Raw genomic sequence first — 22,310 nt, 5'->3', positions numbered from 1 at the left:
AACCTAAATTTGAATAACCATGAAATTATTAAATCAATCCATATTATTTACCATATTGTCAGGTTACCTTTCCCTAGGAATGATCTCCTGCCAGAAGGATATTGTTAACTATAACGACGGCTATGACGATCAGTTGAGCTCAGATGGCCCACCTGTTATCGAAAAAGTCTCAACAGCAGCAGATCTCAATGCGACAATTACCAGTGCAGCGCTTACAGATATGATCGTCTTACAGGGTAATAATCTTGCTGAGCTTAAGTCCATAAAATTAAACGATGTGGAGGTAGACCTAGCGACGGTCTATGCTGTCAGATCCCGTATTACGTTACCTATACCGCGTATCGTTCCGACTGAGGTAAATAATAAGGTAACTGTGGAGACGGCAAAAGGAATTACGGAATTTCCTTTTGAAGTAAAAATTCCCAATCTGGTGATTGAAGGGCTATACAATGAGTTTGTTGCTGCTGGAGATACGGCCATTCTCGTAGGTAAATATTTGGATCTCTATAAATTGGATGTATTGGAGGGAAAATTCTTACTTAATAACACTGAAATCAAACCTCTTCGCAGTGTCGCAGACTCTGTCTATTTTATTTTTCCTTCCAGTACGGCCGATGGTGCAACGCTATCGTTTTCAAGCCCACTGATTGAGGTGCCGAGACAAGTAAAATTTAGAGAGAAAGGAATTTCCATGCTGGATATCGAATCTTTGTCCGCCTACGTTACCGATGGAAAAGCAAGCGGTGACCCGGCCATTTTGCCCGGCTTTGATCGCTTTTTGCGGATCCGTCAATCTTTCGGTGCTTGGTCCTGGAACGGTATTTTCTGGTCAGGTTTTGATTTGAATGAAGCTGCGGTATTGGCCAATCCCAAAGATTACTATGTCAAATTTGAGATCAACACCAAAAGTACGGCTTCGATTAGCCAGGGGAATTTTATATTGGGCGGCGACAGACAGGAGACACGTTACAATCCTGCCGAGAATGGTGCCCTGAATACGTATGGCCAATGGAAGACGATGCGCGTTGATTTGACAGAGTTTTATAAAGATGCCTCCCAGGGTAATGGGACCTATCTGAAAACGGGTTGGAATACCTTTGTTTTCTCTTACCAACCTACTGTCGATGTCAATGACGACTTCAGCGTGTGCAATTTCAGGATTGTCAAAAAATAGGAGCTCAGTTGAAAAGATATGTATACTGCATACTGATGGTAACTATGTTGCTGACGGTGGCCTGTCGATCTGCATGGATCAACCCCAAGCCTAATTCCAAAACAGTTGTCGCCAGGCACGGTCAGCTCCGTGTATCGGGTACAGCGCTTGTCGATGCGCACGCCGATACGCTGGCTCTTCATGGTGTCAGCCTGGGCTGGCACAACTGGTGGCCGCGCTTTTATACTGCCGAGACCATCAATTGGCTTAAAAAAGACTGGAATGTTCAGGTGGTCCGTGCAGCTATCGGTGTAGAGCCTGACCAGGCTTACTTACAAAATCCTGAGGCAGCGCTCAAGCAATTATATGCCGTGGTCGATGCGGCAATAGCAGCGGGCGTATATGTGATTGTGGATTGGCATGCACACCATCTGCATACGCCGCAGGCAAAGGAATTCTTTCGCACTGTAGCGAGCAAGTACGGGCGTTATCCAAATGTCATCTATGAGATATTCAATGAACCCATGGAGACAAGCTGGGACGAAATTCAAGCCTATGCAAAGGAAGTGATCCCCGTCATTAGGGCCATAGACCCAGATAATATCATTTTGGTCGGATGCCCCAATTGGGATCAGGATATACACCTGGTCGCTGATAAGCCTATCGAAGGATTCAGCAACCTGATGTATACAGTACACTTCTATGCAGGTACACATAAGCAGTTTCTACGTGACCGTGCTGATTATGCCCTGGCCAAAGGTATTCCGATTTTTGTGTCGGAATGTGCAGGGATGAATGCCGATGGTGACGGACCGATAGATCAAAAGGAATGGACAATCTGGAAGGAATGGATGGCTCTGCATCAAATCAGCTGGATAGCCTGGTCTATCGCTGATAAAAATGAAAGCTGCTCCATGATTGCGGATCAGCAGGTGCCGGCGAATGGCTGGTCTGACAAGCAGCTCAAGCCTTGGGGAAAAATGGTGAGACAAGATTTAAAAACGATCAATAAATGAGCAATTCTATAAAAACTGCCCTGTTAATCTCGTTGTGCGGAGCAGCATTCCTACTAGAATGTCACGCACAGATGCAGCCTAAAAATAGCGCAACACATGATTTTGGTACCGATTGGAGGTTTCATGCCGGCGAGGGAAGGGACAGCAGCTGGAACACGAAAGATTACCGGGATAAACACTGGGCAACCGTCGTATCGAACAAACCGCTCAAAGAACAGGGGAAATTGTTGGAACAGGGCTTTGGCTGGTATCGCAAGCAGCTGGCTTTTCCTGCCCAGATGCAGCAAAAAATTGTCGAGGCTGAAGGTGTTGAAATTGATCTCGGTAAATTTGCCGCCTGTGAGGAAGTGTATGTCAATGGTCATTTAGTTGGTAAAACGGGAGAATTTCCACATAATTTCGCTGGCTACTTTGATCATGAACGCCGGTATTTCGTCCCCTTGGAAGTGCTTGACCTTACCGGTGAAAATGTGATTGCTATCAAATTTTTTGATGGTTGGAGTGCCAATGGCGGCTTCTTAAATGCAGCGGTTATGCAGGTACAGCCGGCCTCAACAGTGGATAAACTGAAGCTGAAAGTCAATGTCCTGGATGACGATTATATTTTCCTGGGCAAAGATAGTATCGCTATAGCGCCAACGATAGAAAATAGAGGTAAAAAATCACTGAAGGCAAGCTTGAAAATTTCGTTGACGACGGATGCGTACAAACCGATCAAATCACAGGAATTGAAGGTCGATATTCCTGCGCATGCAACAGCTCCTTTGGGTACCTTTGGATTAAAGAATGTCGAACCGGGATTTTACCGCTATAAGGTGTCTGTGGAGATCGACGGTGGACACAAACTGGAAGAACAGGTCAATGTGGGCTATGAGCCTGAAAAGATTGCTTCGCCAAACGATGAGGCAACAGATTTTGATAAATTCTGGAAAGCAAATAGAGCCCAGCTCGCTAACATAAAGCCTGATTATCAGTTGATGTTGATTCCGGAGCAGTCCAAGCTGGATTATGAAATGTACCATGTGTCCATGCGTTCGCTGGATAATGAGCTTATTATGGGCTACTACGCTAAACCTAAAAAAGCAGGAAAGCACCCGGTCATTGTCGAATATATGGGCTATGGATCAAAACCTTATTTTCCGAACCAGAGCTGGGATGGATTCGCCTATTTTGTACTTTCCATCCGGGGACAGGCATTGAATGAAAAATCAAATCATTTCGGTACTTGGTTTACCTATGGCATAGACAGTAAAGAAACGTATTACTATCGCGGGGCGTTTATGGATGTGCTGCGTGCACTGGATTTTGTCAGCTCAAGAGATGAAATTGATGGTGAACGTATTGCTGTGCGTGGATCGAGTCAGGGAGGTGCATTGTCGGTTGTTGCGGCATCGCTGGATTCACGTGTTAAAGCACTGGCAATCGGTATTCCTTTTCTATCGGATTTTCAGGATTATTTCAACATCGCGCCCTGGCCAAAATCGGATGTAGATCACTACAGGGCTCAACACCCGGAACTGAGCTGGAAACAGGTGTACAAGACGCTTTCTTATTTTGACATTAAAAATCTGGCTTCCCGTATCCGGGTACCATTGGTCATGGGAATCGGGGTGCAGGATAATGTTTGCCCGCCACATATCAATTTTGCAGCGTATAATCAGGTAAAAAGTGAAAAATCCTGGATGGCCTTTCCTTTGCATGGCCATAGCACCGGAAATGCATTTCATGTCGCGGGATTGGACCTCTTTAGACGTGTCTTCCATGTTGAACAATCAAGATAAATAAAACATAAAAAAGAACTTACTTTATATTTAATTCGAATCATGAGTACACTATTTGAACAACGTCTAAAAGATGTTGAAGCAGATCACTTTGCCCTATTAGAAAGAAAAAACCATCCGGTGAAGGAGAACAACGGTATTTACCAGCGCTATGAACATCCTGTCGTGACAGCAGCTCATACCCCGCTTTTCTGGCGGTATGATTTAAATGAGCAAAGCAATCCATTTTTGATGGAACGATTTGGTATCAATGGAACCTTTAATGCGGGTGCTATAAAATGGAACGATAAATACATATTGGTCGTACGGGTCGAAGGAAATGACCGTAAGTCCTTCTTTGCAATAGCTGAAAGCGCAAACGGAATTGACAATTTTAGGTTCTGGGATTTTCCGGTCGATCTTCCCGAGACGAATGATCCGGATACAAATGTCTATGATATGCGCCTGACGGCCCATGAAGATGGCTGGATTTATGGTATTTTCTGTACCGAACGGAAAGATCCGGCAGCGGCTTCCGGAGACCTTTCTTCGGCAGTGGCCGCAGCAGGAATCGTGCGTACAAAAGATCTAAAACACTGGGAAAGGCTACCGGATCTGAGATCCAAGAGCCAACAGCGAAATGTGGTTCTGCACCCCGAATTTGTCGACGGTAAATATGCCTTATATACCCGCCCGCAGGATGGATTTATCGATACCGGAAGTGGCGGCGGTATTGGCTGGGGCTTGGTAGATAGCATGGAGAATGCAATAGTATACGAGGAAAGAATCATAAACCATCGGTATTACCACACGATCAAAGAGCTGAAAAATGGAGAAGGGCCAGCACCTATCAAAACAGACAAAGGCTGGTTGCACCTCGCGCACGGCGTGCGCGCATGTGCTGCTGGACTGCGCTATGTCCTGTATGTCTATCTGACTGATCTTGCTGCGCCAGAAAAACTGATTGCCGAACCGGCAGGTCATCTGATGGCTCCAATGGGTGAGGAACGCGTTGGTGATGTCTCAAACGTGCTTTTTAGTAACGGCTGGATTGCAGATGATGATGGTACAGTTTATCTTTATTATGCCTCGAGTGATACCCGTATGCATGTGGCCGTATCTTCGGTTGAAAAACTGTTGGACTACTGCTTGTCTACAACTGGAGATGGCATGCGATCAAAAACATCGGTTGAAACACTTGTCGGGATTATTTCAAAGAACTTAGCACAATAAAATGTTTAAATTTATTGCAAAACGAGAATGATGAGTAAAACGGAACGTATTACATTAAAGGAAAAAATCGGTTATGGACTAGGGGACGCTGCTTCGTCCATGTTCTGGAAATTGTTTGGCATGTATCTCATGTTCTTCTATACAGATATATTCGGGATGGAAGCAAAAGTGGTCGGTACCATGTTTCTGGTCACGCGCGTCTGGGATTCTTTGTTTGATCCTATTATTGGTGTACTGGCCGATCGTACACGATCGATATGGGGTAAATTCAGACCTTACCTACTGTACGTTGCGGTACCATTTGGTGTAATTGGTGTGTTCACGTTTTATACCCCTGCACTCGCTGAAAGTGGAAAAGTTGTGTATGCTTATCTTACTTATTCGGTCATGATGATGGTTTATTCGGCTATTAATGTGCCCTATGCGTCTTTATTGGGGGTAATAAGTTCGTCGCCCAAAACCAGGAGTGTGCTGGCCACCTTCCGAATGAGCTTTGCATATCTTGGCAGTTTCGTAACGTTATTGCTCTTCAATCCAATGGTCAATTTTTTCAGTGGCCACAGGCAGGATATTCAGGCCCAGCAGCAGGGCTGGGTGATGGCAGTGGCTGTTATAGCGCTCTGTTCCGTCGTTCTATTTCTGCTCTGTTTTGCTTGGACACGCGAACGGGTCCAACCAGTAACGGATAGTAAAAGTAGTTTAAAGCAGGATGTCAGGGATCTGCTGAATAATAGTCCTTGGTGGATTTTATTGGGAGCGGGAGTCTCCACGTTGGTCTTCAATTCGGTAAGGGATGGCGCAGCACTGTACTATTTCAAATATTACGTACACGAAGAAAATTATGGCCAGATCGTACTTCTGAACATTCCATTTGTATTGAGTGGACTCTACCTTGCATTGGGGCAGGCCGCCAATATTCTAGGTGTTATTTTGGCGGCTCCAGTAAGCAACAAAATTGGAAAGAAAAATACATTTATCTTAACCATGCTCTTGGCAACTGTTGGCAGCATACTGTTTTACTGGCTCGACAAAAGCCAGGTATGGGAAATTTTTGCATTGCAGGTCATCATCAGTATCTGCGCTGGAGCGGTATTCCCATTACTCTGGTCGATGTATGCCGACTGCGTGGATTATTCAGAGCTGAAGACAGGCAATAGGGCAACAGGTCTAATTTTTAGCTCCTCTTCCATGAGCCAAAAATTGGGCTGGGCACTTGGAACAGCGGTAACGGGCTGGCTCCTGGCTTATTTTGGTTTCCAGGCCAATCAACTACAGTCCGAGGAGACGCTTAGTGGTATAAAAATGTTTTTGAGCCTATTTCCGGCAATAGGAACACTCTTATCAATCCTGTTTATCAGCTTTTATCCGCTGACAGAAAAGAGGATGCAAAAGATTACTGCGGAGCTTGAGGAGCGTCGCAATTAATCTAAAGTGTAATGAAGAAAAGCAATGAAAGGATTTAAAGAAGAAATTGAAAATAATATCCTTCCGTATTGGATGGATAAAATGGTTGATACGGAGCATGGTGGTTTTTATGGCCGTATCGACGGTGACAATGTACTGGATAGGATGGCCAACAAAGGCGTCGTCATGCATGCCCGGATCCTGTGGACATTTGCTGCGTCCTACCGTGTGCTGGGCCACAGTGCCTACCGGCAGATCGCAGAACGCGCATACCTGTACCTCAGGGACTACTTTATGGATAAAGAATATGGCGGAGTATTTTGGGAACTTGATTTCCGAGGCCGCCCCGTAAACCGCAAAAAACAGACGTATGCACAAGGGTTTGCGCTCTATGCGTTTTCGGAATATTACCGTGCAACGGGCTGTACTGAAGCCCTGGACTATGCAAAGAAACAATTTTATCAGATCGAACGCTGTAAAGACGATGAATTGGGTGGTTACTGGGAGGCATTTACCGAGGATTGGCAGCCTATTGCCGATATGCGTCTCAGCGAGAAAGATGAAAACGAAGCTAAAACCATGAATACGCACCTGCATATTTTAGAACCTTATACCAACCTTCTTCGGGTATGGATCGATGCAGATTTGGTAAAGGCACATACTGATTTGATATCCTTATTCCTGGAACGTATATATAGTAAGGCTACCGGACACCTGCAGCTTTTCTTTGATGCAAAATGGCAGGTAAAAGGTCAGATGCAATCCTTTGGACATGATATTGAAGCTGCCTGGCTACTCTTGGAGGCGGTCAAAGTACTGGGTGATCCGGATCTGGAGGAAAAAGTGAAAACTGTCATTCCTCATATTGCTCATGCAGCATTGGAAGGGATCTTGCCAGATGGTAGTCTCGCTTATGAAAGAAACAATGCACATTGGGACCGCGATCGCCATTGGTGGGTACAGGCCGAAGCTGTGCTCGGATTTTCATACCTAGGGAAGTTGCTGAATGACAAGCTCTATCAGGAAAAGGCAGAAGGTATATGGGCCTATATCCGGTCGAATCTAATTGATAGCGAGGAGGGCGAGTGGTATTGGAGTAGGCTTGAAAACGGGGAAGTAAATAGAACTGAAGATAAGGCAGGCTTCTGGAAGTGCCCTTATCATAATGGACGCATGTGTCTGGAAATGATCGAAAATTTTGGAATAAAATGATGAACACTAACGTTGTTTTCTACTTGGTCTTGGTAGCAATGCTCTTGAACTATAGTCTTTCGGCGCAGACCAATGGCCCTATTGACCGTATGGCCACTAGCGAAACTGTCGCATTGTACAAATACTTAAAATCAGTCCAATCGCAAGGAAAGGTCCTTTTAGGCCAGCAGGATGCGCTTTGCTATGGAAGGCATTGGAAGGGAGAGCCAGACCGTAGTGATATAAAAGAAGTGACAGGAAGTCACCCAGTATTGCTGGGCCTCGATTTTCAGCCGCTGACTCATGAGGACAAGGCCTATCGGGAAAGTGAAACCAAAAGACTGGTCAATGTGGTCAAGGACATGTATCGTAGGGGGGGGATCATTACGTTCTCCTGGCACATGTCAAATCCTGTAAACGGTGGCTCCTATGAATGGAAAAATAACCCACAGCTCGCGGTGAGCGAAATTTTACCCGGAGGCAGGTCAAATGCTGCCTATCAGTCTTACCTACGTCGAATAGGTGCTTTCTTAGCGCAATGTAAAGGATCGAAGGGCGAGGCTATTCCGATTATTTTCAGACCTTTTCATGAGTTAGATGGTGATTGGTTCTGGTGGGGGAAGGGGCATGCCACTCCGGCGGAATTTATTCATTTATGGCGCTATACAGTTAATTATCTTCGGCAAGATCTGGGCATACACCAGTTGCTCTTTGCATTCTCTCCGGACTGTAAGTTTCGGGACCGGACGGAATATCTTGCGCAATTTCCGGGCGATGATTATGTCGATATTCTAGGTATGGACAATTATTGGGATTTTCGCCCCGATGGTGCAAATGATCCAGCAGCAGCAGCGTTCAAGATGGGAATTGTTTCGGCTATAGCCCAGGAAAAAAGTAAGATTGCGGCATTGACCGAAACGGGGCTCGAACTGATTACCGATCCAAACTGGTTTACACAGATTTTACAACCAATATTGGCAAAATGGCCACTGGCTTATTGCATGCTCTGGCGAAACGCAGACGATATTCCGACTCATTATTATGTACCTACCAAAGATCATCCGGCAGCAGCAGATTTTAAGAAATTTTGCCAGTCAGCGAATATCATTCTTTTAAACAACAATAAACTTATTTATAATGCAGCAGCAAAATGAGAAAGACTAAAATAAAAAGATATCTTGGACAGCTAATCCTATGTGGTATATTTACCGTAGCTGTATTCAGCCTCCGGGCACAACAGCCGGCAGACCTTCATGCGACCGAAGAAACTAAAGATCTGTATCAAACAATCAATTCAAGGCGTGCAAAAGGGATTTCTGTAGGACATCAGGATGCGTTGGCCTATGGCCATGGCTGGTATAAAGTGAAAGGACGCAGTGATCTGAAGGATGTGGCTGGTAAGCACCCCACTGTCATTGGCTGGGAAATAGGGGATATTGAACTTGGCAAACCGTACAATTTAGATTCCGTGTATTTTGACGACATACGCCGCTACATCGTGGATACGCAAAAACGTGGCGGTATAACGACCTTGAGCTGGCATGCCAATAACATCGTGTCAGGCAAAAACGCCTGGGATTGTGCGCAGGACACTGTCGTTCGCTCCATTCTTCCAGCAGGAAGCAACCACATAAAATACTTAAAATGGTTAGACCGGACCGCGGAGTTTTTGTTGAGTCTAAAGGATAATCAAGGGACTTTAATACCGGTCGTGCTGAGACCTTATCACGAACATACCGGGTCTTGGTTTTGGTGGGGGGCTAAACAGTGTACACCTGAGGAATATAAGGCGCTCTGGAAAATGACCGTCGATTACTTTCAGCAGAAACACGGTATCCATCACCTTCTTTACTGTTATTCGCCATCTGAAACCGAAAATGAAGCTGAGTTCTTAACACGGTATCCCGGCGATGCTTATGTGGACCTGGTCGCATTTGACTGTTATGTACCCGGAGATGGTACGCCCAAAGATATTGAAAAATACAAAATTGCTATGGCAAAAAATATTGCCATTGTAACGGACTATGCCGCCAGATCCGGGAAAATTCCGACAATCGGAGAAACGGGGCTCGAAGGTGTCAAAGATCCGACTTATTTTACCCAGGTGGTTTACCCTTTAGTCAAAGATAAAGGCTTGGCCTGGATATTATTCTGGCGGAATGCTTATGAAAAGGATAAACCAAATCACTATTATGTGCCCTTCAAAGGTCACCCTGCTGCGGGGGATTTAAAGAAATTTACCAAGAAATCCGCAGTATTGTTTTAATGCCAAGAGGTGTACATTCAGTTGTATATGTTAATTTAGTATTTAATTAACATAATTTTAATCTAATTTACACTCCTTAATATTCATTAACACTTGTTGTTGTTAGCTTTGAAACAATAAAAGGTAAACTTATGTTAAGGAAAGTCATATTTTATGGAATGGTACTGATTGTGGGAGTCTCCATAGCTTCATGTTCAAAAGATGAAAAAACAGAATCAGAGTCAGGGGAGGTTATCGAAACCGGTACTGCGATAAACATTAGCTCGATTTCAAAAAGTGGTGCGGTTGAAGGTAGCCAGGAGACTGGAGCGGACGACGATGATCTTATAGCAAACTCCACTTTCAACAGTACCGTAAAAATAAACTACGATGGCAATTCGGCCACTATTGAAAATCCAGCTTCCGGGGTTACAGTCACTCAAACTGGAGCTGATGTCGTTGTAAACTCTTCTGCAAGCGGTGTTGCCTATGAGTTAACAGGCTCAACAACAAGTGGATCATTCAAGATCTATTCGGATAAGAAATTCAAGGTTATCTTAAATGCGGTCTCTATTACAAATAACGACGGCCCTGCAATCAATATTCAGTCTGGAAAAAGGGCATTTATCATACTTGCCGACGGGACGGAAAACAAACTTACAGATGCAGCTAGCTATGCAACATCTGCTGAAGATCAAAAAGGCACAATTTTTAGTGAAGGGCAATTGATATTTTCTGGGACCGGCACATTAACTATTTCTGGCAAAACGAAGCACGCCATAGCCAGTGATGATTATATACGCGTTGTGGAGGGTACGATCCAAGTTTCCGATGCTATTTCGGATGGCTTACACAGTAACGACGGTATTTATATTGATGGCGGGAAATTAAATATCGTGGCAAGTTCTGATGGTATTGAAGCTGAAAAAGGTCGGATTATTGTCAATGGAGGAGAAATCACCTTAAAAGTTGCTGACGATGGTATTGTTGCGTCCTATGAGGATGGAGACGAAACTATAATACCCGATGTGATTATAAATGGCGGAAAAATAAATATCGAAACCACTGGATCAGGTGGGGAGGGAATTGAGAGCAAGGCCACCCTTAGCATCAATAATGGTGAAATTTACATCAAAGCTATCGATGATGCGATCAACGCCGGGAAAGCAATTTATATTAATGGAGGAACAATCGTAGCCTATAGTACCACAAACGATGGTATAGATTCCAATGGGACGATGACAATTACAGGTGGACATATTTTTGCTATCGGGGCAAAGAATCCGGAAGAAGGGTTCGATTGTGATAACAACACCTTTAAGATTACCGGAGGGCTTATGGTCGGCGTGGGAGGAGCCACAAGTTCTCCAACTGCAAGTGTTTCTACACAGCCCTCGGCAATTTTAAGTGGCGGTCAAGCTAGTCAGATCTATAGTGTTCTTGACAAGGACAACAATGAGGTCCTGACATTTAAATCGCCTGTTTCTTTTTCAACATTACTGATCTCCAATGCTAGCTTTTCAGTAGGTGCATCCTACAAGCTCGTAAATGTATCTTCAGTTGCGGAAGCCAATGCGTTTAACGGACTATACTTAAGTGGAACATTTAGCAATCCAACGGTTACTTCATCGTTTACATTATCAGCTATGGTCAGTAATTTAGGAGGAAACCTAGGACCGGGTGGAGGAAGATAGAAAAGATTAAAGTGACCTGCTCAAGCAGGAAACGGGCAAAACGTCCATGGAGCTGATCCATATTTTTATGGTCTCAGAAGCGACGAACTTATTCCTATTTTACCCGGCTTTTACGTATAAAATCATTTTTCGGTATGGATATGTTGCCGTAAACAGGCCGCCGTTAGCGAGACAGTATCTTTAAGCAAATCGGCAACGGTACCTGTAAACACCACATTTAACGATTTTTGTTTGTCGATAAGGCTATCCACATCAATGGTCTGCACAATGCCCAGTCCTTCACATGCCTTGCACATGCCCAAAGGATTATTGAATGAAAAAGCACTTGAATAGCCGACAAAGGGTGTTCCCATGCGCGAGAAAAGCAGGCGCAAGGAAGCATATATGTCGGTAGCCGTTCCTACAGTCGAGCGTGCATTACCACCCAATCTTTTTTGATTGATAATAATAGGGACATTCAGGTTGTCGATTTTGTCTACATCCGGAACACCGATGTGCTGCAGCCGGTTTCTGATAAAACTACCCTGTGTTTCGCTGAACTGCCTTTGGGCTTCAGCACCTATTGTTTCAAAGACCAAAGAAGACTTGCCCGAGCCTGAGACCCCTGTAAAAACAGTGATCTTTTTCTTGGCGATCTGGAGAGAAATATTCTTGAGATTATTTTGCCGGGCATGTATGATGTGAATATGTTCCATAATCATTAACTTTGGTAATTATTAACTAAGTTAACTATTTTATTGGCGATGAACAAAACCGAACAGAAATTTTATGAAGTGTTTACCGATTTACAATGCTTCATCTTGGCAAATATGAATAGGGGCGACATCAATGGCGTTACGGCGACCCACTATAATATGATCGAATATATTTACCGCCACGATCATTGTATCGTCAAGCAGATTGCGCAGGCGTTTAATATAAGTCCGCCTGCTGTTTCCAAGCAGCTCAAATTTTTGATAGCGCATGATCTGGTCGAACAGCAACAGTCTGCTACCGACCGCAGGATTTTCAACCTAAGTGTAACGGAAAAAGGCCGTTTTATCATCGATAATTCGGAGAATTTTAGGGAAGCAGTGGCCAAAGAAGCTGCAAAAAGCTTGACGGAAGAGGATTTAAATAAGCTGACTGAATTGCTTAATAAGGTGTTGATGGCCTGCTCAACCCCCACATGCTGAGAAAATCATGAATCATTAACATCGTCTTTTTAACTTGCGTTTCAAGTATAGTCCCTTTTGAAGCGCTCTGTAGGTCAGGTATATTTTATGCTGTTTTAACTATTTTTTTTAACCACATCGACCATATGATCTAAATCAAATGGCTTTTCAATAAAGTCGTCGGCTTTACATTCTGCGGCGGTTTTTGCAATATCGCTATCTGTCGATGTCAGGACAGATGAAAGCTCTTCGGTATCCGGATCAGTTTTGAGTTCCTTGATCACCTCGGATCCTTTTTTACTTCCTTTAATATGGTCGTCCACAATAAGAATGTCGGGATCAATATCTGCAAGCTTTTCAATTGGTTCGGTCGTAAGCGATGGAATCACATCAAAACCCTCATCAACTAAGACCTCATCCATGATATTCAAGATATCTTCATTATCTTGAATAACTACAGCCTTCTTTTTTGTCATTTCTTTTGAAATTTATCGGATAAATATAGAAAAAAAAGCGAGTACAAAAAACAGGGGAACGCGCAATTTTCAGTTAGGAGAAACAGAACAAAAGACATGCTATCAGTGAGCTGATGGCAATGTAGGCTAGTAGTGGGCTTACGCCGTCATTTTTGCCTAATTTTTTTACAAAAAAGATTAGTAAAAAGCAAAAATAAGCAAAACGGATAAACCCTTTGCTATACAACGCTTTAGAAAATAGTAGTCTTAGGTTGGAACTTGGAGTAAGATAGGTTTTGGGCTTAAAAATACAAGGTTAGGTTACTAATTCGTTACCGATTGATATAGGTAACGATGTGTTTTAACTGATTATATTTCAGTGATTTGCACCCTTTTCTGTATTTCCTTGTAACTCAATGTAATTTAATTTTAAACGTTAAACATTTGAGTTATGGAACAGACAAAAAAATCGACGTTCAAACTGCTTTTCTACCTGAAAAAGAACGAACTGAAAAAGAACGGCAATGCCCCGATTATGGCACGCATTACCATTGACGGAACACCTAAAACTTTAGGGACAAAGTTAGAAATTAACCCCAATAATTGGGATTTGAAGTACGGAAGAGTTGAGGGCAAGAGTGCCACAGCTTTGAGCATTAACCAAAAACTGGATAACATTCGCGGTCGTATCGACAAGATTTACGAAGATATGCTGAAGCACGAGGGCTTTGCCACCGCCCAAAAGGTAAAGCTCTCGTTCCTGGGTGTTGGTGTAATGGATGATGCCCTGTTGAAAGTCTTCAACGACCAGAATGAAGAATTTGAAAAACTGGTCGGTAAAGAGGAACGCTCGCAAAGTACCTACAACAAGTACCTCACGGTTTACAACCATCTTTCCACGTTTATAAAAGAACGCTATCATCGTGATGATATCGCTTTCCGGGAATTGACTGCCGATTTTATCCGTGAGTTTGATTTTTACCTCCGGTACGATATACAATGTACCCACAACACGGTTTGGATTTACACAATGCCGCTTATCGCTTTGGCAAAATTGGCGGTTAAAAAAGGCTTGATACGGGTTAATCCTTTTGAGGATTATGAAATCAGTATGGAGGAAACCGACCGTGGTTATATCCTTAAAGAAGACGTGGAAAAATTGATGAAGTGCGTACCGTCACACCCACGGTATGAGCTTGTAAAGGATTTGTTTATTTTCAGTTGCTTTACGGGGCTTGCCTATGCGGATATTAAAAAACTGACAAGGAACAATATCCAGTCTTTCTTTGACGGTCACCAATGGATTATCAGCCGTAGGAAGAAATCCGATGTTGCTTCCAATGTTCGGTTGATGGAAATACCGAAACGCCTTATTGAAAAGTATCAGGGTACTACCCGCAACGAGTTTATCTTTCCGGTTCCGGGCAATACTACCTGCAATAAGCACATAACGAAATTGATGGAAGCGGCAGAAATCATTACGGAACAGAAAGTAACATTCCACACGGCAAGGCATACTTTCGGCACAATGTTCTTGACCGAGGGCGTACCGCTTGAAAGCCTTAGCAAAATGATGGGACATAAAAATATTTCCACTACACAGATTTATGCCAAGATTACCAGCCAGAAAATCAGTAAGGATATGGATTTGGTAGCACCGAAATTCAAGGCAATGGAAGATGCTTTTCTAATCCAAATGGAAAGCGAAGAAATAGAATTGTTGAATGAAAATGAAAACGCACTTGAATTTTACGATGCCGAAGAAGCTGTGGTTTAAACCATAGTCTTATTATTTATCAGACAGAAGCAGGATTAAGTCCTGCTTTTTTTATGCCCCTACTTTTTCAATTCTCTATCACAGGCTTTCACAGCCTGGTCATTCATACCCAAAAAATTATTACAGAATTATTTTCCATAATCAACCGGTAAAAAGGCAGCTAATGTATTGCGGGCAGCCACCGCGCAACCCCAACCAAAAGACTACGGCATAATGGCAAGGCAAAATGTTGGCTTCGCCGCCTTGTAGCCTGTTGCCTTGCCACCCTTCGGGACTTATTCCGTTTCCTTTTGGTTTTCCGCCTTGCCCGCACTGATTATCTGCTTTCTTTTTTCCGGTTTTTCTTTTGGAAAAATGATTTGTGAAGCGAAGCGGAGCAAGCCACTGACAGGAAGCAGGAAACGAGAAAAGCGAACGTAACAAAATGTCAAACTTTTAAAAAGAACGATTATGAACATCATCGGACGATTGACAAGGGATGCGGAAGTCCGCAACGTGTCAAACAACAGACAAGTGGTAAACTTTTCCGTAGCGGTAAACGACAGCTACAAGACCAAACAAGGCGAGCGTGTAGAGCAAACCGCCTATTTCGACTGCACCTATTGGAGAACCCCCAACGTGGTAAAAATGCTCACAAAAGGGCTATTGGTAGAACTCACAGGACGAGTAAGTACAAGAGCGTGGGTAAACAAAGACGGCGAAGCAAGAGCAGGTTTGAATTTCCATACCTCACAAATCAAATTGCACGGAGGTGGAAACAGAGCCGAAACCGTACAGGCTACTGCACAATCTGAAAGCAACGGATTTACAGCACAGGGAACAGAAAACGACCTCCCATTTTAACGACAAACATTCAATCATTTTTTAACATCAAAATTTTATCAAAATGGCACATAACATCAATTTCAACGAGCAAACAGGAAAGCACAGTTTCTTTTCAGTACAGCAAAAAGCGTGGCACGGTTTGGGGCAAATCGTGGAGCAATACCCAACGAGTGAGGAAGCAATCAAATACGCAGGGTTAGATTATGAAGTCGTAAAATCCCCTCTGTTTACCAAAGGTTCGGGTATTATCGAAACTGCTAACGGCATAGAGATAGGCAGTAACGAATTGGAAGTACCTAACTATTTCGCCAACATACGCACCGATAACAACGCAGTATTAGGGGTAGTCGGCAAGGATTACCATATCGTACAAAACCGTGAAGCCTTTAATTTCTTTGACAGCATTGTAGGCGGTAGCGAGGGTATCCTGTACGAAACCGCAGGAGCATTGGGCAACGGAGAACGCATATTTATTACAGCCAAATTGCCCGACTATATTCGAGTAGGCAATAGCGATGACGTAACAGAAAAATATATCTTTCTTACCACTTCTCACGATGGTAGCGGAAGTATTACCGCAGCGTTTACACCTATCCGAATTGTTTGCCAAAACACATTAAACGCATCGTTGCGGAGTATGACCAATGTAGTGCGTATCAAACACACTTCGGGAGCAAAACAGCGTATCGAGAACGCCCATAAGATTATGGGATTGGCGAACACATTGAGCAACCAATTGGAGGGCATTTTCAACAATTGGACAAAGGTAAAAGTAACCGACCGAGAGGTAAGAAAGCTAATCCAATTGGCACTTTGCCCGAACAAAGAAACGCTTGACCTTATCAAAAAAGGTGCGGAAGATGAAATTTCCACCGTGTTCAAAAACACCGTAGATAATGCCTTTACCTATGCAATGATAAGCGACACGCAGAAAATGGACACCACCAAAGGTACATTGTTCGGGGCGTATAATGCAGTAACAGGCTACTATCAAAACGTAAGAAATTACAAAGACGATGAAGCCAAGTTGCAGAGCATTGTATTAGGTGGAACGGCTCAACAGAAAACACAGAAAGCGTTTGACCTATGTACTGCATTCGCTTTGGACGGTGCGGAAATCCTAAACCTTAATTAAATAACCACAGGCTACCGCCTTAATCGGTGGTAGCCTACTATAAAATTGATATGAAAACAAAATCAAAGACAGAAGCAAAGCAATTGGCAAAGGCATACAGCTATAACGATGAGTATAAGGACACCCCATTATACATCATCTATTGTAACCGAACAAAAACTATACTATGTAGATACCAACAGCCTAATAAGGAATTGGGAACAGTTAATCGGCTACTATGTAAACGGAGTTTATACAAAGGAAAATTAACATTAAAAACATTTGATTATGGCGAATTGGTGCAATAATACGGTTGTTTTCGCGGGAAAGCCCGAAGCAATCAGACAGATACAACAGCTATTCAAAGAAATGGCAGAACAGGAACAGAAAGAGGGTTGCGGACAACTGCCCGACTTTGTAGCGGACAGCAACGGAGGTTATTTCTTCGGCATTTATCAAGACTATGACAATACGGACACCTTTCAATATGAAACAAAATGGTCGCCCAATACGGAAGTCTTGCAAAAGATAGCAGAACACTACAAAGTAGATTTTACACAGGACTATGAGGAATTAGGTAACTGTGTATTTGGCAGGGCAACATTTTCTGACAGGCTACTCACGGATATTTTTTTGGAGTACGAAGATTTTGAACAGTTCGAGTTTGACGAAGAAACAGATACCTATCAATTTGAGGGAGAAGAATACGAAAGTGATTACGAGATATTGGAAACCTTATTGGAACGTAAAATCGAAAATCAGTTTACTAACACTAACATTCAGAACGATGAAACTATCAGATAAAGCAACAGCACACCTATTGGTAAAAGCCAATACCAACAGCGAATGGGATAATTGCGAGTTTGCAATAATCCACATAACCGACAATTGGAAAAAGGAACAGGCGAAACGATTGGAAGCCGTTAAGCCTTTTGCAGAGGATTACAATTTCCAATCCCTTAACTACTATGATACCGCAGTAGATTTTTACAGAAGGAGCGAAGACGACCAACCCGACATTGAGGAAATGCTTGCAGGTAAGGAATGGGCGTTTGTGGAACTTGAAAACGAGGAACAGGAAACATTTACCGTTCCCGAAAATCGCTTGGACTGTTACAGGCTTGTAATGTATAAGACAGGCACGGCAATATATAAAGCCTACGGAAAGCACACGAGCGAAGAATTTTGGACAGAGGAATTTGACCTCAATATCCTTTGCAATCCTATTGCCGAAGAAACAGAACTGGAAAAGTTGTGCAAGGAACGTTTCAAGCACCTTTCAAATGCACAGCTTGTGGCAAGGGTAAACGGTCTGCCCGACTTTGGTTGGGATGACGAGGGGGTGGAACTGCAAAGACGGCAAAGGGTTTCAAACGGTGCGTTTGACTATGCTTTTGACTACAATACTATGGTAATCCTAAAAGATGAAAAGCGATGAAAGTAACAGATTTAAACGGTTGCCCTATTGAAATAACCGACCTTGATGAAGCAATCAGAATAACAGCAGATTACAAGGAATACAGGCACAAGGACAAAAGTTTTTCCGAGTTCGACAAACGGCAAAATGCGTATTGGACGGATATGTACGAAAAACTGACGGCACTCAAAAAACAATCATTAACAATTAAAATTTCAGAACGATGAACACAAATTTTTTCAATCAGATACAGCAGTTAGACTTTACAGGCGTATTGCAACTGAACATTTCAAAAGGAGCAGAAAATAACCTAATCGTATCGGTATTGCTCAATAACGAACAATGCGGAGATAACGCCAAAAAACTTATTCCCCCATTGACATTTAACGCCACGCCACAGGAGTTTGACGAGGGCTTTTTTGAGCAGATAACCACGCCTATACAAACCATTTCGGGCGTAATGGTGGATATGGAAAAATTCCTAAAACAAATGGAAGAAGTCAAAAAGCAATCCGCAATGGAGAAAGAAAAATCCGAGAAAGCCAAAAAGGAAAAAGAAGCCAAAGACAAGAAGTACAAAGAAAGTATGGCAAAGGTGGACGAGTTGGAAAAAGAGGGCAAACACCGTGAAGCGTGGATGAAAGTTCCCGACATTACCGAGTTCCCCGAAAAAGCGGACGAGATACGCAAACGCAAAACTTCATTGTCCGACAAATTCGCCTCTCCGAGCCTTTTCGGGGCAATGGAAGAAGCAACGCCCGAACCGTCAAAGGTGGCAGAAGTTACCGAAGATTATTCCACCGATGAACAGGACGAAGAAGAAACAGAATATTAACGATTAAAACAGGTATTATGTTATTAGCAACGCAATTAGAGCGGGTTTTTATACTCAAAGACAAAGGACAGGACATCAGACTGACCGACCCCGAACCACGTTGGAGCGTGGAAGCCGTAATGAATTTTTACGCCAATATGTACCCCATACTGACAACGGCAAAAATATCTGCACCGCAAATCAAAGACGATGCAGTCGAGTACAAGTTTGAGAGCGTAATGGGAACGAAAGGTTAATCTAAAATCAAAAACGATGAATTATGCAACGCAACATCATATCGGGAGTTATCAGCATACCCGAACAGAAATGGCAACGGCAGTTGCACCGACAGTTGGGCGAGTTCGCCAATTGGCTACAAAGACCAAAGGACGCAAACCAAGTGCAAAAGGACAAACAGAAATCCGTACCGATAGCAATGCTACCAATGGTATTCTGAAATGTACATTCCTGCCTAAACTGAAAACGGCACAATCCGTACAGGCTTGTAAGGAAACAGCAAAAACGGAGAGGGATTTTTATAAGTCCCTTTCCAAACTTGCAGGGCATTACGGCATAGAGCCAATGCACACCAAAGATTTTGGTTTTCCCTACAATATCGCATTGGGTATGTGGGATATGGAAGCCAAAGTAAACCGCACCAACATCAATTGGGATAGTTTCCAATTGGTACAGGACAGTAAGAAAACCTTTTTGGTAAGCGAGGAACGGTACAGCACAGGTACAACCCTATATTATATTCCGATTACACCACTTTTCAGAATGTTACACGATAAAGGGCGAAAGCACAATGCACATTTACTCTTATCGGTTTGCAGTTATCTGTATCACATTGCCGACATTCCGTATTACAGGCAACAAGACAGCTATCTGTATTGGCTATATGAAACGCATAAAGATTGGGTGGAACAGGATGATGAAACGGACGAAACCGAATGTTACAGAAATGAAATAAAACGAGCCGAGTGGATTGGCGACAATATTGAACAAAAACTGTTTAATCGTATCAATCTGACCCTATTTGAAAAGCGTTTGAGCCGTTTTCAAAGCCGTGATACATTCGACAGGGAATGTTGGCGGGTAGCGTGTAATGCTTTTGCCCTTTACAGGGAATATCCGAACGCTACCATTTTCAGAAATGCACCATTGCCCGAACAAGACCCCTATAACGATGATTACTACAATGAAGCAATCACAATGGAAAAGTACATTTCATTTATTGCCGACACCAAAGGTTGGTTATATGAAAGTCTTTCGGACAGCATCAACAATGAGTTTAATGAGTATGGAACAATGGAAGAACCGACCATTTGCAAATCCTTTGACGGCACTAAGATAGAAGCAAACAGCCTTGATTTTGAAAACCGTTTGTTTGCCTTATTAGACGACATCTGTACCCTATTGTATGACTATAAAACAACAGCAAAATGAACAATATAAACAACATAACCGAGAGTTTCGGAACGCTATACCACCCGAAATCCGCTTTGGTATTCTATGAAGCCAAAGGCGAAAATTCCGATGTGTATGTGGAGCATTTCGATATGGACAGGAACGGCAATCCCGTCAATGCCCACCCATTGACCGTAAAGGAAGCCAAAGTATTGGCAAAGTCCTTACAGACTGATGAAGAAAAGAACCAAGCCTTTTTAAAGCCAAAGGGAATTTTGCCGACCAATATCCTGCACATCAATCCGAATGCTGAAAAAGGTACGGTGCTATGGTACACCAAAGTACAGCAACGGCAAATGTATTTTGTTGATAGCTTGAATATACCGAGCGGAAAGGCACAAGTACCTCCAATGCTATGGTATGCCAATAAAAACAGCCTTGCCGTCTTTGCCCTTGCAACAGACAGAAGACCGACAGAAAAAACGCCCTTGCATTACGCTCCGTTTTTTAACATCTATGAAGACGGCAAAGTGTGTATGGGTACGGTAAGCATTGATATTAAAAATTCCGCTTCGGTCGAAGAATTTATACAAGCTTGGGAAAGCTACTTTTTCAACAGCTATTTCAGCCACCTATTAGGACGGTACAGCCCAATAAAGGGCAATTGCGTAACCGTATGGAAAGACTTAATCGGAACAGATAAACCCTTTCCAAAAGAGGTATTGAAAAAGAACAACAAACCCCTTAAAAATCTATTGTGATGAATACACAGGAAACAACAAAAACAGCCGTACATTTTACGGACAGCTATTTGCTCAATCCTACCAACCCGATAACGGTAAACCTAATCGGTGCAGGTGGCACAGGCTCAAAAGTATTGACCGCCTTATTGGAAATAAACGAGAGCCTTTTAGCGTTAGGGCACGCAGGGTTACAGGTGCGTTTGTGGGACGATGATATTATCACGAGTGCCAATTTGGGCAGACAGCGTTTTTTTGAAAGTGAAACAGGATTGTACAAGTCCGTTGCGTTAATCAACCGTGTTAATCGGTGTATCGGTACGAATTGGAAAGCCGAAACGGTAAAGTTTGAAAAGGACAAATTTGGCAGGTTGCCCGAAAATGCAAGGGCAATCATTACCATTACTTGCGTGGACAATGTACAGGCGAGGTTTGGCGTTGCTGAAATTCTGAAAGAAACAAGCTACCGCAGACACTACCAAGACGACCCAAAGTATTGGTTGGACTTCGGTAACAGCCAACACACAGGGCAAGTCCTACTATCTACAATAGGAACTATCAAACAACCCAATTCAGAAAAGTACCAAACGGTGGCTACCTTGCCAATGGTTACAGATGAATTTGGCGAATTGCTGAAGCAATCCGAAAAAGAGGACAACACGCCAAGTTGCTCCCTTGCGGAAGCATTGCAAAAGCAGGATTTGTTTATCAACGGCTCATTGGCTCAAATGGGCTGTGATTTGCTTTGGGGCTTATTCCGTAACGGAATGACCGAGTACAGGGGATTTTTTCACAATCTGAAAGATTTTCGCACCCACCCGATAAAAGTCGCCTGACCCGAAAAATCGGGCGGCAAAAAGACACTCCCTCCCAAAGGTCGGGGCAGTCTTTTTGCATTAAAGCGGTGC

24 protein-coding genes are annotated in these 22,310 nt (G+C 43.2%); 22 read left to right on the top strand and 2 right to left on the bottom strand.

The features are described from left to right. The first annotated feature begins 19 nt into the window (after positions 1–19). The 9 genes from IQ31_RS14615 (at position 20) to IQ31_RS14575 (ending at position 11,696) form a co-directional block, all read left to right on the top strand. Positions 20–1,174 carry a glycan-binding surface protein gene (locus IQ31_RS14615; protein WP_145328449.1) on the top strand — a complete coding sequence of 385 codons (1,155 nt, stop codon included), beginning with the start codon at positions 20–22 and terminating at the stop codon, positions 1,172–1,174. 8 nt (positions 1,175–1,182) lie between these two features. Beyond that, positions 1,183–2,169: a glycoside hydrolase family 5 protein gene (locus tag IQ31_RS14610; protein WP_204991191.1), complete on the top strand. Its 987-nt coding sequence runs from the start codon at positions 1,183–1,185 to the stop codon at positions 2,167–2,169. Next, on the top strand, positions 2,166–3,950 hold the full coding sequence (locus IQ31_RS14605) for an acetylxylan esterase (RefSeq protein WP_145328448.1): 1,785 nt from the start codon (positions 2,166–2,168) through the stop codon (positions 3,948–3,950). Before IQ31_RS14610 ends, IQ31_RS14605 begins: the two co-directional genes overlap by 4 nt. 42 nt (positions 3,951–3,992) lie before the next feature. Further along, on the top strand, positions 3,993–5,162 hold the full coding sequence (locus tag IQ31_RS14600) for a glycoside hydrolase family 130 protein (protein ID WP_145328447.1): 1,170 nt from the start codon (positions 3,993–3,995) through the stop codon (positions 5,160–5,162). Between the two features lie 27 nt (positions 5,163–5,189). After that, positions 5,190–6,587, top strand: a complete 1,398-nt coding sequence (locus IQ31_RS14595) for an MFS transporter (protein WP_244294505.1) — start codon at positions 5,190–5,192, stop codon at positions 6,585–6,587. 24 nt (positions 6,588–6,611) lie between these two features. Continuing rightward, a complete protein-coding gene (locus IQ31_RS14590) occupies positions 6,612–7,778 on the top strand; it encodes an AGE family epimerase/isomerase (RefSeq protein WP_145328446.1) in 1,167 nt (388 codons plus the stop codon). After that, positions 7,775–8,911 carry a glycoside hydrolase family 26 protein gene (locus IQ31_RS14585; protein WP_208734268.1) on the top strand — a complete coding sequence of 379 codons (1,137 nt, stop codon included), beginning with the start codon at positions 7,775–7,777 and terminating at the stop codon, positions 8,909–8,911. The genes IQ31_RS14590 and IQ31_RS14585 overlap by 4 nt, the downstream gene beginning before the upstream one ends. Beyond that, positions 8,908–10,023: a glycoside hydrolase family 26 protein gene (locus IQ31_RS14580; protein WP_145328445.1), complete on the top strand. Its 1,116-nt coding sequence runs from the start codon at positions 8,908–8,910 to the stop codon at positions 10,021–10,023. The genes IQ31_RS14585 and IQ31_RS14580 overlap by 4 nt, the downstream gene beginning before the upstream one ends. A gap of 131 nt (positions 10,024–10,154) precedes the next feature. Continuing rightward, positions 10,155–11,696, top strand: a complete 1,542-nt coding sequence (locus tag IQ31_RS14575; RefSeq protein WP_145328444.1) for a carbohydrate-binding domain-containing protein — start codon at positions 10,155–10,157, stop codon at positions 11,694–11,696. A gap of 122 nt (positions 11,697–11,818) precedes the next feature. Here the strand turns inward: IQ31_RS14575 and IQ31_RS14570 are convergent, their stop codons facing one another. Further along, a complete protein-coding gene (locus IQ31_RS14570) occupies positions 11,819–12,391 on the bottom strand; it encodes a P-loop NTPase family protein (RefSeq protein WP_208734266.1) in 573 nt (190 codons plus the stop codon). Between the two features lie 48 nt (positions 12,392–12,439). Between IQ31_RS14570 and IQ31_RS14565 the strand changes: the two genes are divergently transcribed. Continuing rightward, positions 12,440–12,871, top strand: coding sequence for a MarR family winged helix-turn-helix transcriptional regulator (locus IQ31_RS14565; RefSeq protein ID WP_145328443.1), 432 nt, complete (start codon positions 12,440–12,442; stop codon positions 12,869–12,871). A 95-nt stretch (positions 12,872–12,966) separates the two neighbouring features. On the opposite strand, the gene IQ31_RS14560 is transcribed toward IQ31_RS14565, so the two are convergent. Further along, positions 12,967–13,326 (bottom strand): response regulator, encoded by a 360-nt coding sequence (locus IQ31_RS14560; protein WP_145328442.1) that lies wholly within the window; start codon positions 13,324–13,326, stop codon positions 12,967–12,969. Positions 13,327–13,756: 430 nt separating this feature from the next. Between IQ31_RS14560 and IQ31_RS14555 the strand changes: the two genes are divergently transcribed. From IQ31_RS14555 to IQ31_RS14500, 12 genes are all read left to right on the top strand, one after another. Then, the gene (locus IQ31_RS14555; RefSeq protein WP_145328441.1) at positions 13,757–15,082 is read left to right on the top strand and encodes a site-specific integrase; all 1,326 of its coding nucleotides are present in this window, start codon (positions 13,757–13,759) and stop codon (positions 15,080–15,082) included. Positions 15,083–15,532: 450 nt separating this feature from the next. Then, complete coding sequence (locus IQ31_RS14550) at positions 15,533–15,925, top strand: single-stranded DNA-binding protein (protein ID WP_145328440.1); 393 nt, start codon at positions 15,533–15,535, stop codon at positions 15,923–15,925. Positions 15,926–15,968: 43 nt separating this feature from the next. Then, a complete protein-coding gene (locus tag IQ31_RS14545) occupies positions 15,969–17,042 on the top strand; it encodes a DUF932 domain-containing protein (protein WP_145328439.1) in 1,074 nt (357 codons plus the stop codon). 50 nt (positions 17,043–17,092) lie between these two features. Further along, complete coding sequence (locus IQ31_RS14540; RefSeq protein ID WP_244294504.1) at positions 17,093–17,329, top strand: hypothetical protein; 237 nt, start codon at positions 17,093–17,095, stop codon at positions 17,327–17,329. Then, entirely contained in the window at positions 17,310–17,825 is a 516-nt protein-coding gene (locus IQ31_RS14535) for a DUF1281 family ferredoxin-like fold protein (protein WP_145328438.1), read from the top strand. Before IQ31_RS14540 ends, IQ31_RS14535 begins: the two co-directional genes overlap by 20 nt. Then, positions 17,809–18,459 carry a hypothetical protein gene (locus IQ31_RS27665; protein ID WP_208734264.1) on the top strand — a complete coding sequence of 217 codons (651 nt, stop codon included), beginning with the start codon at positions 17,809–17,811 and terminating at the stop codon, positions 18,457–18,459. Before IQ31_RS14535 ends, IQ31_RS27665 begins: the two co-directional genes overlap by 17 nt. Further along, positions 18,456–18,665 (top strand): hypothetical protein, encoded by a 210-nt coding sequence (locus IQ31_RS14525; protein ID WP_145328437.1) that lies wholly within the window; start codon positions 18,456–18,458, stop codon positions 18,663–18,665. Before IQ31_RS27665 ends, IQ31_RS14525 begins: the two co-directional genes overlap by 4 nt. After that, on the top strand, positions 18,662–19,273 hold the full coding sequence (locus IQ31_RS14520) for a PRTRC system protein E (RefSeq protein ID WP_145328436.1): 612 nt from the start codon (positions 18,662–18,664) through the stop codon (positions 19,271–19,273). Before IQ31_RS14525 ends, IQ31_RS14520 begins: the two co-directional genes overlap by 4 nt. 17 nt (positions 19,274–19,290) lie before the next feature. Further along, positions 19,291–19,509 carry a PRTRC system protein C gene (locus IQ31_RS14515; protein WP_145328435.1) on the top strand — a complete coding sequence of 73 codons (219 nt, stop codon included), beginning with the start codon at positions 19,291–19,293 and terminating at the stop codon, positions 19,507–19,509. A gap of 16 nt (positions 19,510–19,525) precedes the next feature. Continuing rightward, entirely contained in the window at positions 19,526–20,701 is a 1,176-nt protein-coding gene (locus IQ31_RS14510) for a hypothetical protein (RefSeq protein ID WP_145328434.1), read from the top strand. Continuing rightward, positions 20,698–21,423 (top strand): PRTRC system protein B, encoded by a 726-nt coding sequence (locus IQ31_RS14505; RefSeq protein WP_145328433.1) that lies wholly within the window; start codon positions 20,698–20,700, stop codon positions 21,421–21,423. The genes IQ31_RS14510 and IQ31_RS14505 overlap by 4 nt, the downstream gene beginning before the upstream one ends. Then, positions 21,423–22,238, top strand: coding sequence for a PRTRC system ThiF family protein (locus IQ31_RS14500; RefSeq protein ID WP_145328432.1), 816 nt, complete (start codon positions 21,423–21,425; stop codon positions 22,236–22,238). The genes IQ31_RS14505 and IQ31_RS14500 overlap by 1 nt, the downstream gene beginning before the upstream one ends. Positions 22,239–22,310 lie beyond the last annotated feature (72 nt).

Origin of the sequence: Sphingobacterium siyangense, assembly GCF_007830445.1 — a bacterium.
GTDB lineage: Bacteria > Bacteroidota > Bacteroidia > Sphingobacteriales > Sphingobacteriaceae > Sphingobacterium > Sphingobacterium siyangense.
This window is presented reverse-complemented; position numbering and strand designations above follow the sequence as displayed.

What these genes read in the sequence shown, in the direction of transcription:
- IQ31_RS14615 (WP_145328449.1), top strand. Translation starts at nt 20, where the DNA reads ATGAAATTATTAAATCAATCCATATTATTTACCATATTGTCAGGTTAC.
- IQ31_RS14605 (WP_145328448.1), top strand. Translation starts at nt 2,166, where the DNA reads ATGAGCAATTCTATAAAAACTGCCCTGTTAATCTCGTTGTGCGGAGCA.
- IQ31_RS14600 (WP_145328447.1), top strand. Translation starts at nt 3,993, where the DNA reads ATGAGTACACTATTTGAACAACGTCTAAAAGATGTTGAAGCAGATCAC.
- IQ31_RS14595 (WP_244294505.1), top strand. Translation starts at nt 5,190, where the DNA reads ATGATGAGTAAAACGGAACGTATTACATTAAAGGAAAAAATCGGTTAT.
- IQ31_RS14590 (WP_145328446.1), top strand. Translation starts at nt 6,612, where the DNA reads ATGAAAGGATTTAAAGAAGAAATTGAAAATAATATCCTTCCGTATTGG.
- IQ31_RS14585 (WP_208734268.1), top strand. Translation starts at nt 7,775, where the DNA reads ATGATGAACACTAACGTTGTTTTCTACTTGGTCTTGGTAGCAATGCTC.
- IQ31_RS14580 (WP_145328445.1), top strand. Translation starts at nt 8,908, where the DNA reads ATGAGAAAGACTAAAATAAAAAGATATCTTGGACAGCTAATCCTATGT.
- IQ31_RS14575 (WP_145328444.1), top strand. Translation starts at nt 10,155, where the DNA reads ATGTTAAGGAAAGTCATATTTTATGGAATGGTACTGATTGTGGGAGTC.
- IQ31_RS14570 (WP_208734266.1), bottom strand. Translation starts at nt 12,391, where the DNA reads ATGGAACATATTCACATCATACATGCCCGGCAAAATAATCTCAAGAAT.
- IQ31_RS14565 (WP_145328443.1), top strand. Translation starts at nt 12,440, where the DNA reads ATGAACAAAACCGAACAGAAATTTTATGAAGTGTTTACCGATTTACAA.
- IQ31_RS14560 (WP_145328442.1), bottom strand. Translation starts at nt 13,326, where the DNA reads ATGACAAAAAAGAAGGCTGTAGTTATTCAAGATAATGAAGATATCTTG.
- IQ31_RS14555 (WP_145328441.1), top strand. Translation starts at nt 13,757, where the DNA reads ATGGAACAGACAAAAAAATCGACGTTCAAACTGCTTTTCTACCTGAAA.
- IQ31_RS14550 (WP_145328440.1), top strand. Translation starts at nt 15,533, where the DNA reads ATGAACATCATCGGACGATTGACAAGGGATGCGGAAGTCCGCAACGTG.
- IQ31_RS14545 (WP_145328439.1), top strand. Translation starts at nt 15,969, where the DNA reads ATGGCACATAACATCAATTTCAACGAGCAAACAGGAAAGCACAGTTTC.
- IQ31_RS14540 (WP_244294504.1), top strand. Translation starts at nt 17,093, where the DNA reads ATGAAAACAAAATCAAAGACAGAAGCAAAGCAATTGGCAAAGGCATAC.
- IQ31_RS14535 (WP_145328438.1), top strand. Translation starts at nt 17,310, where the DNA reads ATGGCGAATTGGTGCAATAATACGGTTGTTTTCGCGGGAAAGCCCGAA.
- IQ31_RS27665 (WP_208734264.1), top strand. Translation starts at nt 17,809, where the DNA reads ATGAAACTATCAGATAAAGCAACAGCACACCTATTGGTAAAAGCCAAT.
- IQ31_RS14525 (WP_145328437.1), top strand. Translation starts at nt 18,456, where the DNA reads ATGAAAGTAACAGATTTAAACGGTTGCCCTATTGAAATAACCGACCTT.
- IQ31_RS14520 (WP_145328436.1), top strand. Translation starts at nt 18,662, where the DNA reads ATGAACACAAATTTTTTCAATCAGATACAGCAGTTAGACTTTACAGGC.
- IQ31_RS14515 (WP_145328435.1), top strand. Translation starts at nt 19,291, where the DNA reads ATGTTATTAGCAACGCAATTAGAGCGGGTTTTTATACTCAAAGACAAA.
- IQ31_RS14510 (WP_145328434.1), top strand. Translation starts at nt 19,526, where the DNA reads ATGAATTATGCAACGCAACATCATATCGGGAGTTATCAGCATACCCGA.
- IQ31_RS14505 (WP_145328433.1), top strand. Translation starts at nt 20,698, where the DNA reads ATGAACAATATAAACAACATAACCGAGAGTTTCGGAACGCTATACCAC.
- IQ31_RS14500 (WP_145328432.1), top strand. Translation starts at nt 21,423, where the DNA reads ATGAATACACAGGAAACAACAAAAACAGCCGTACATTTTACGGACAGC.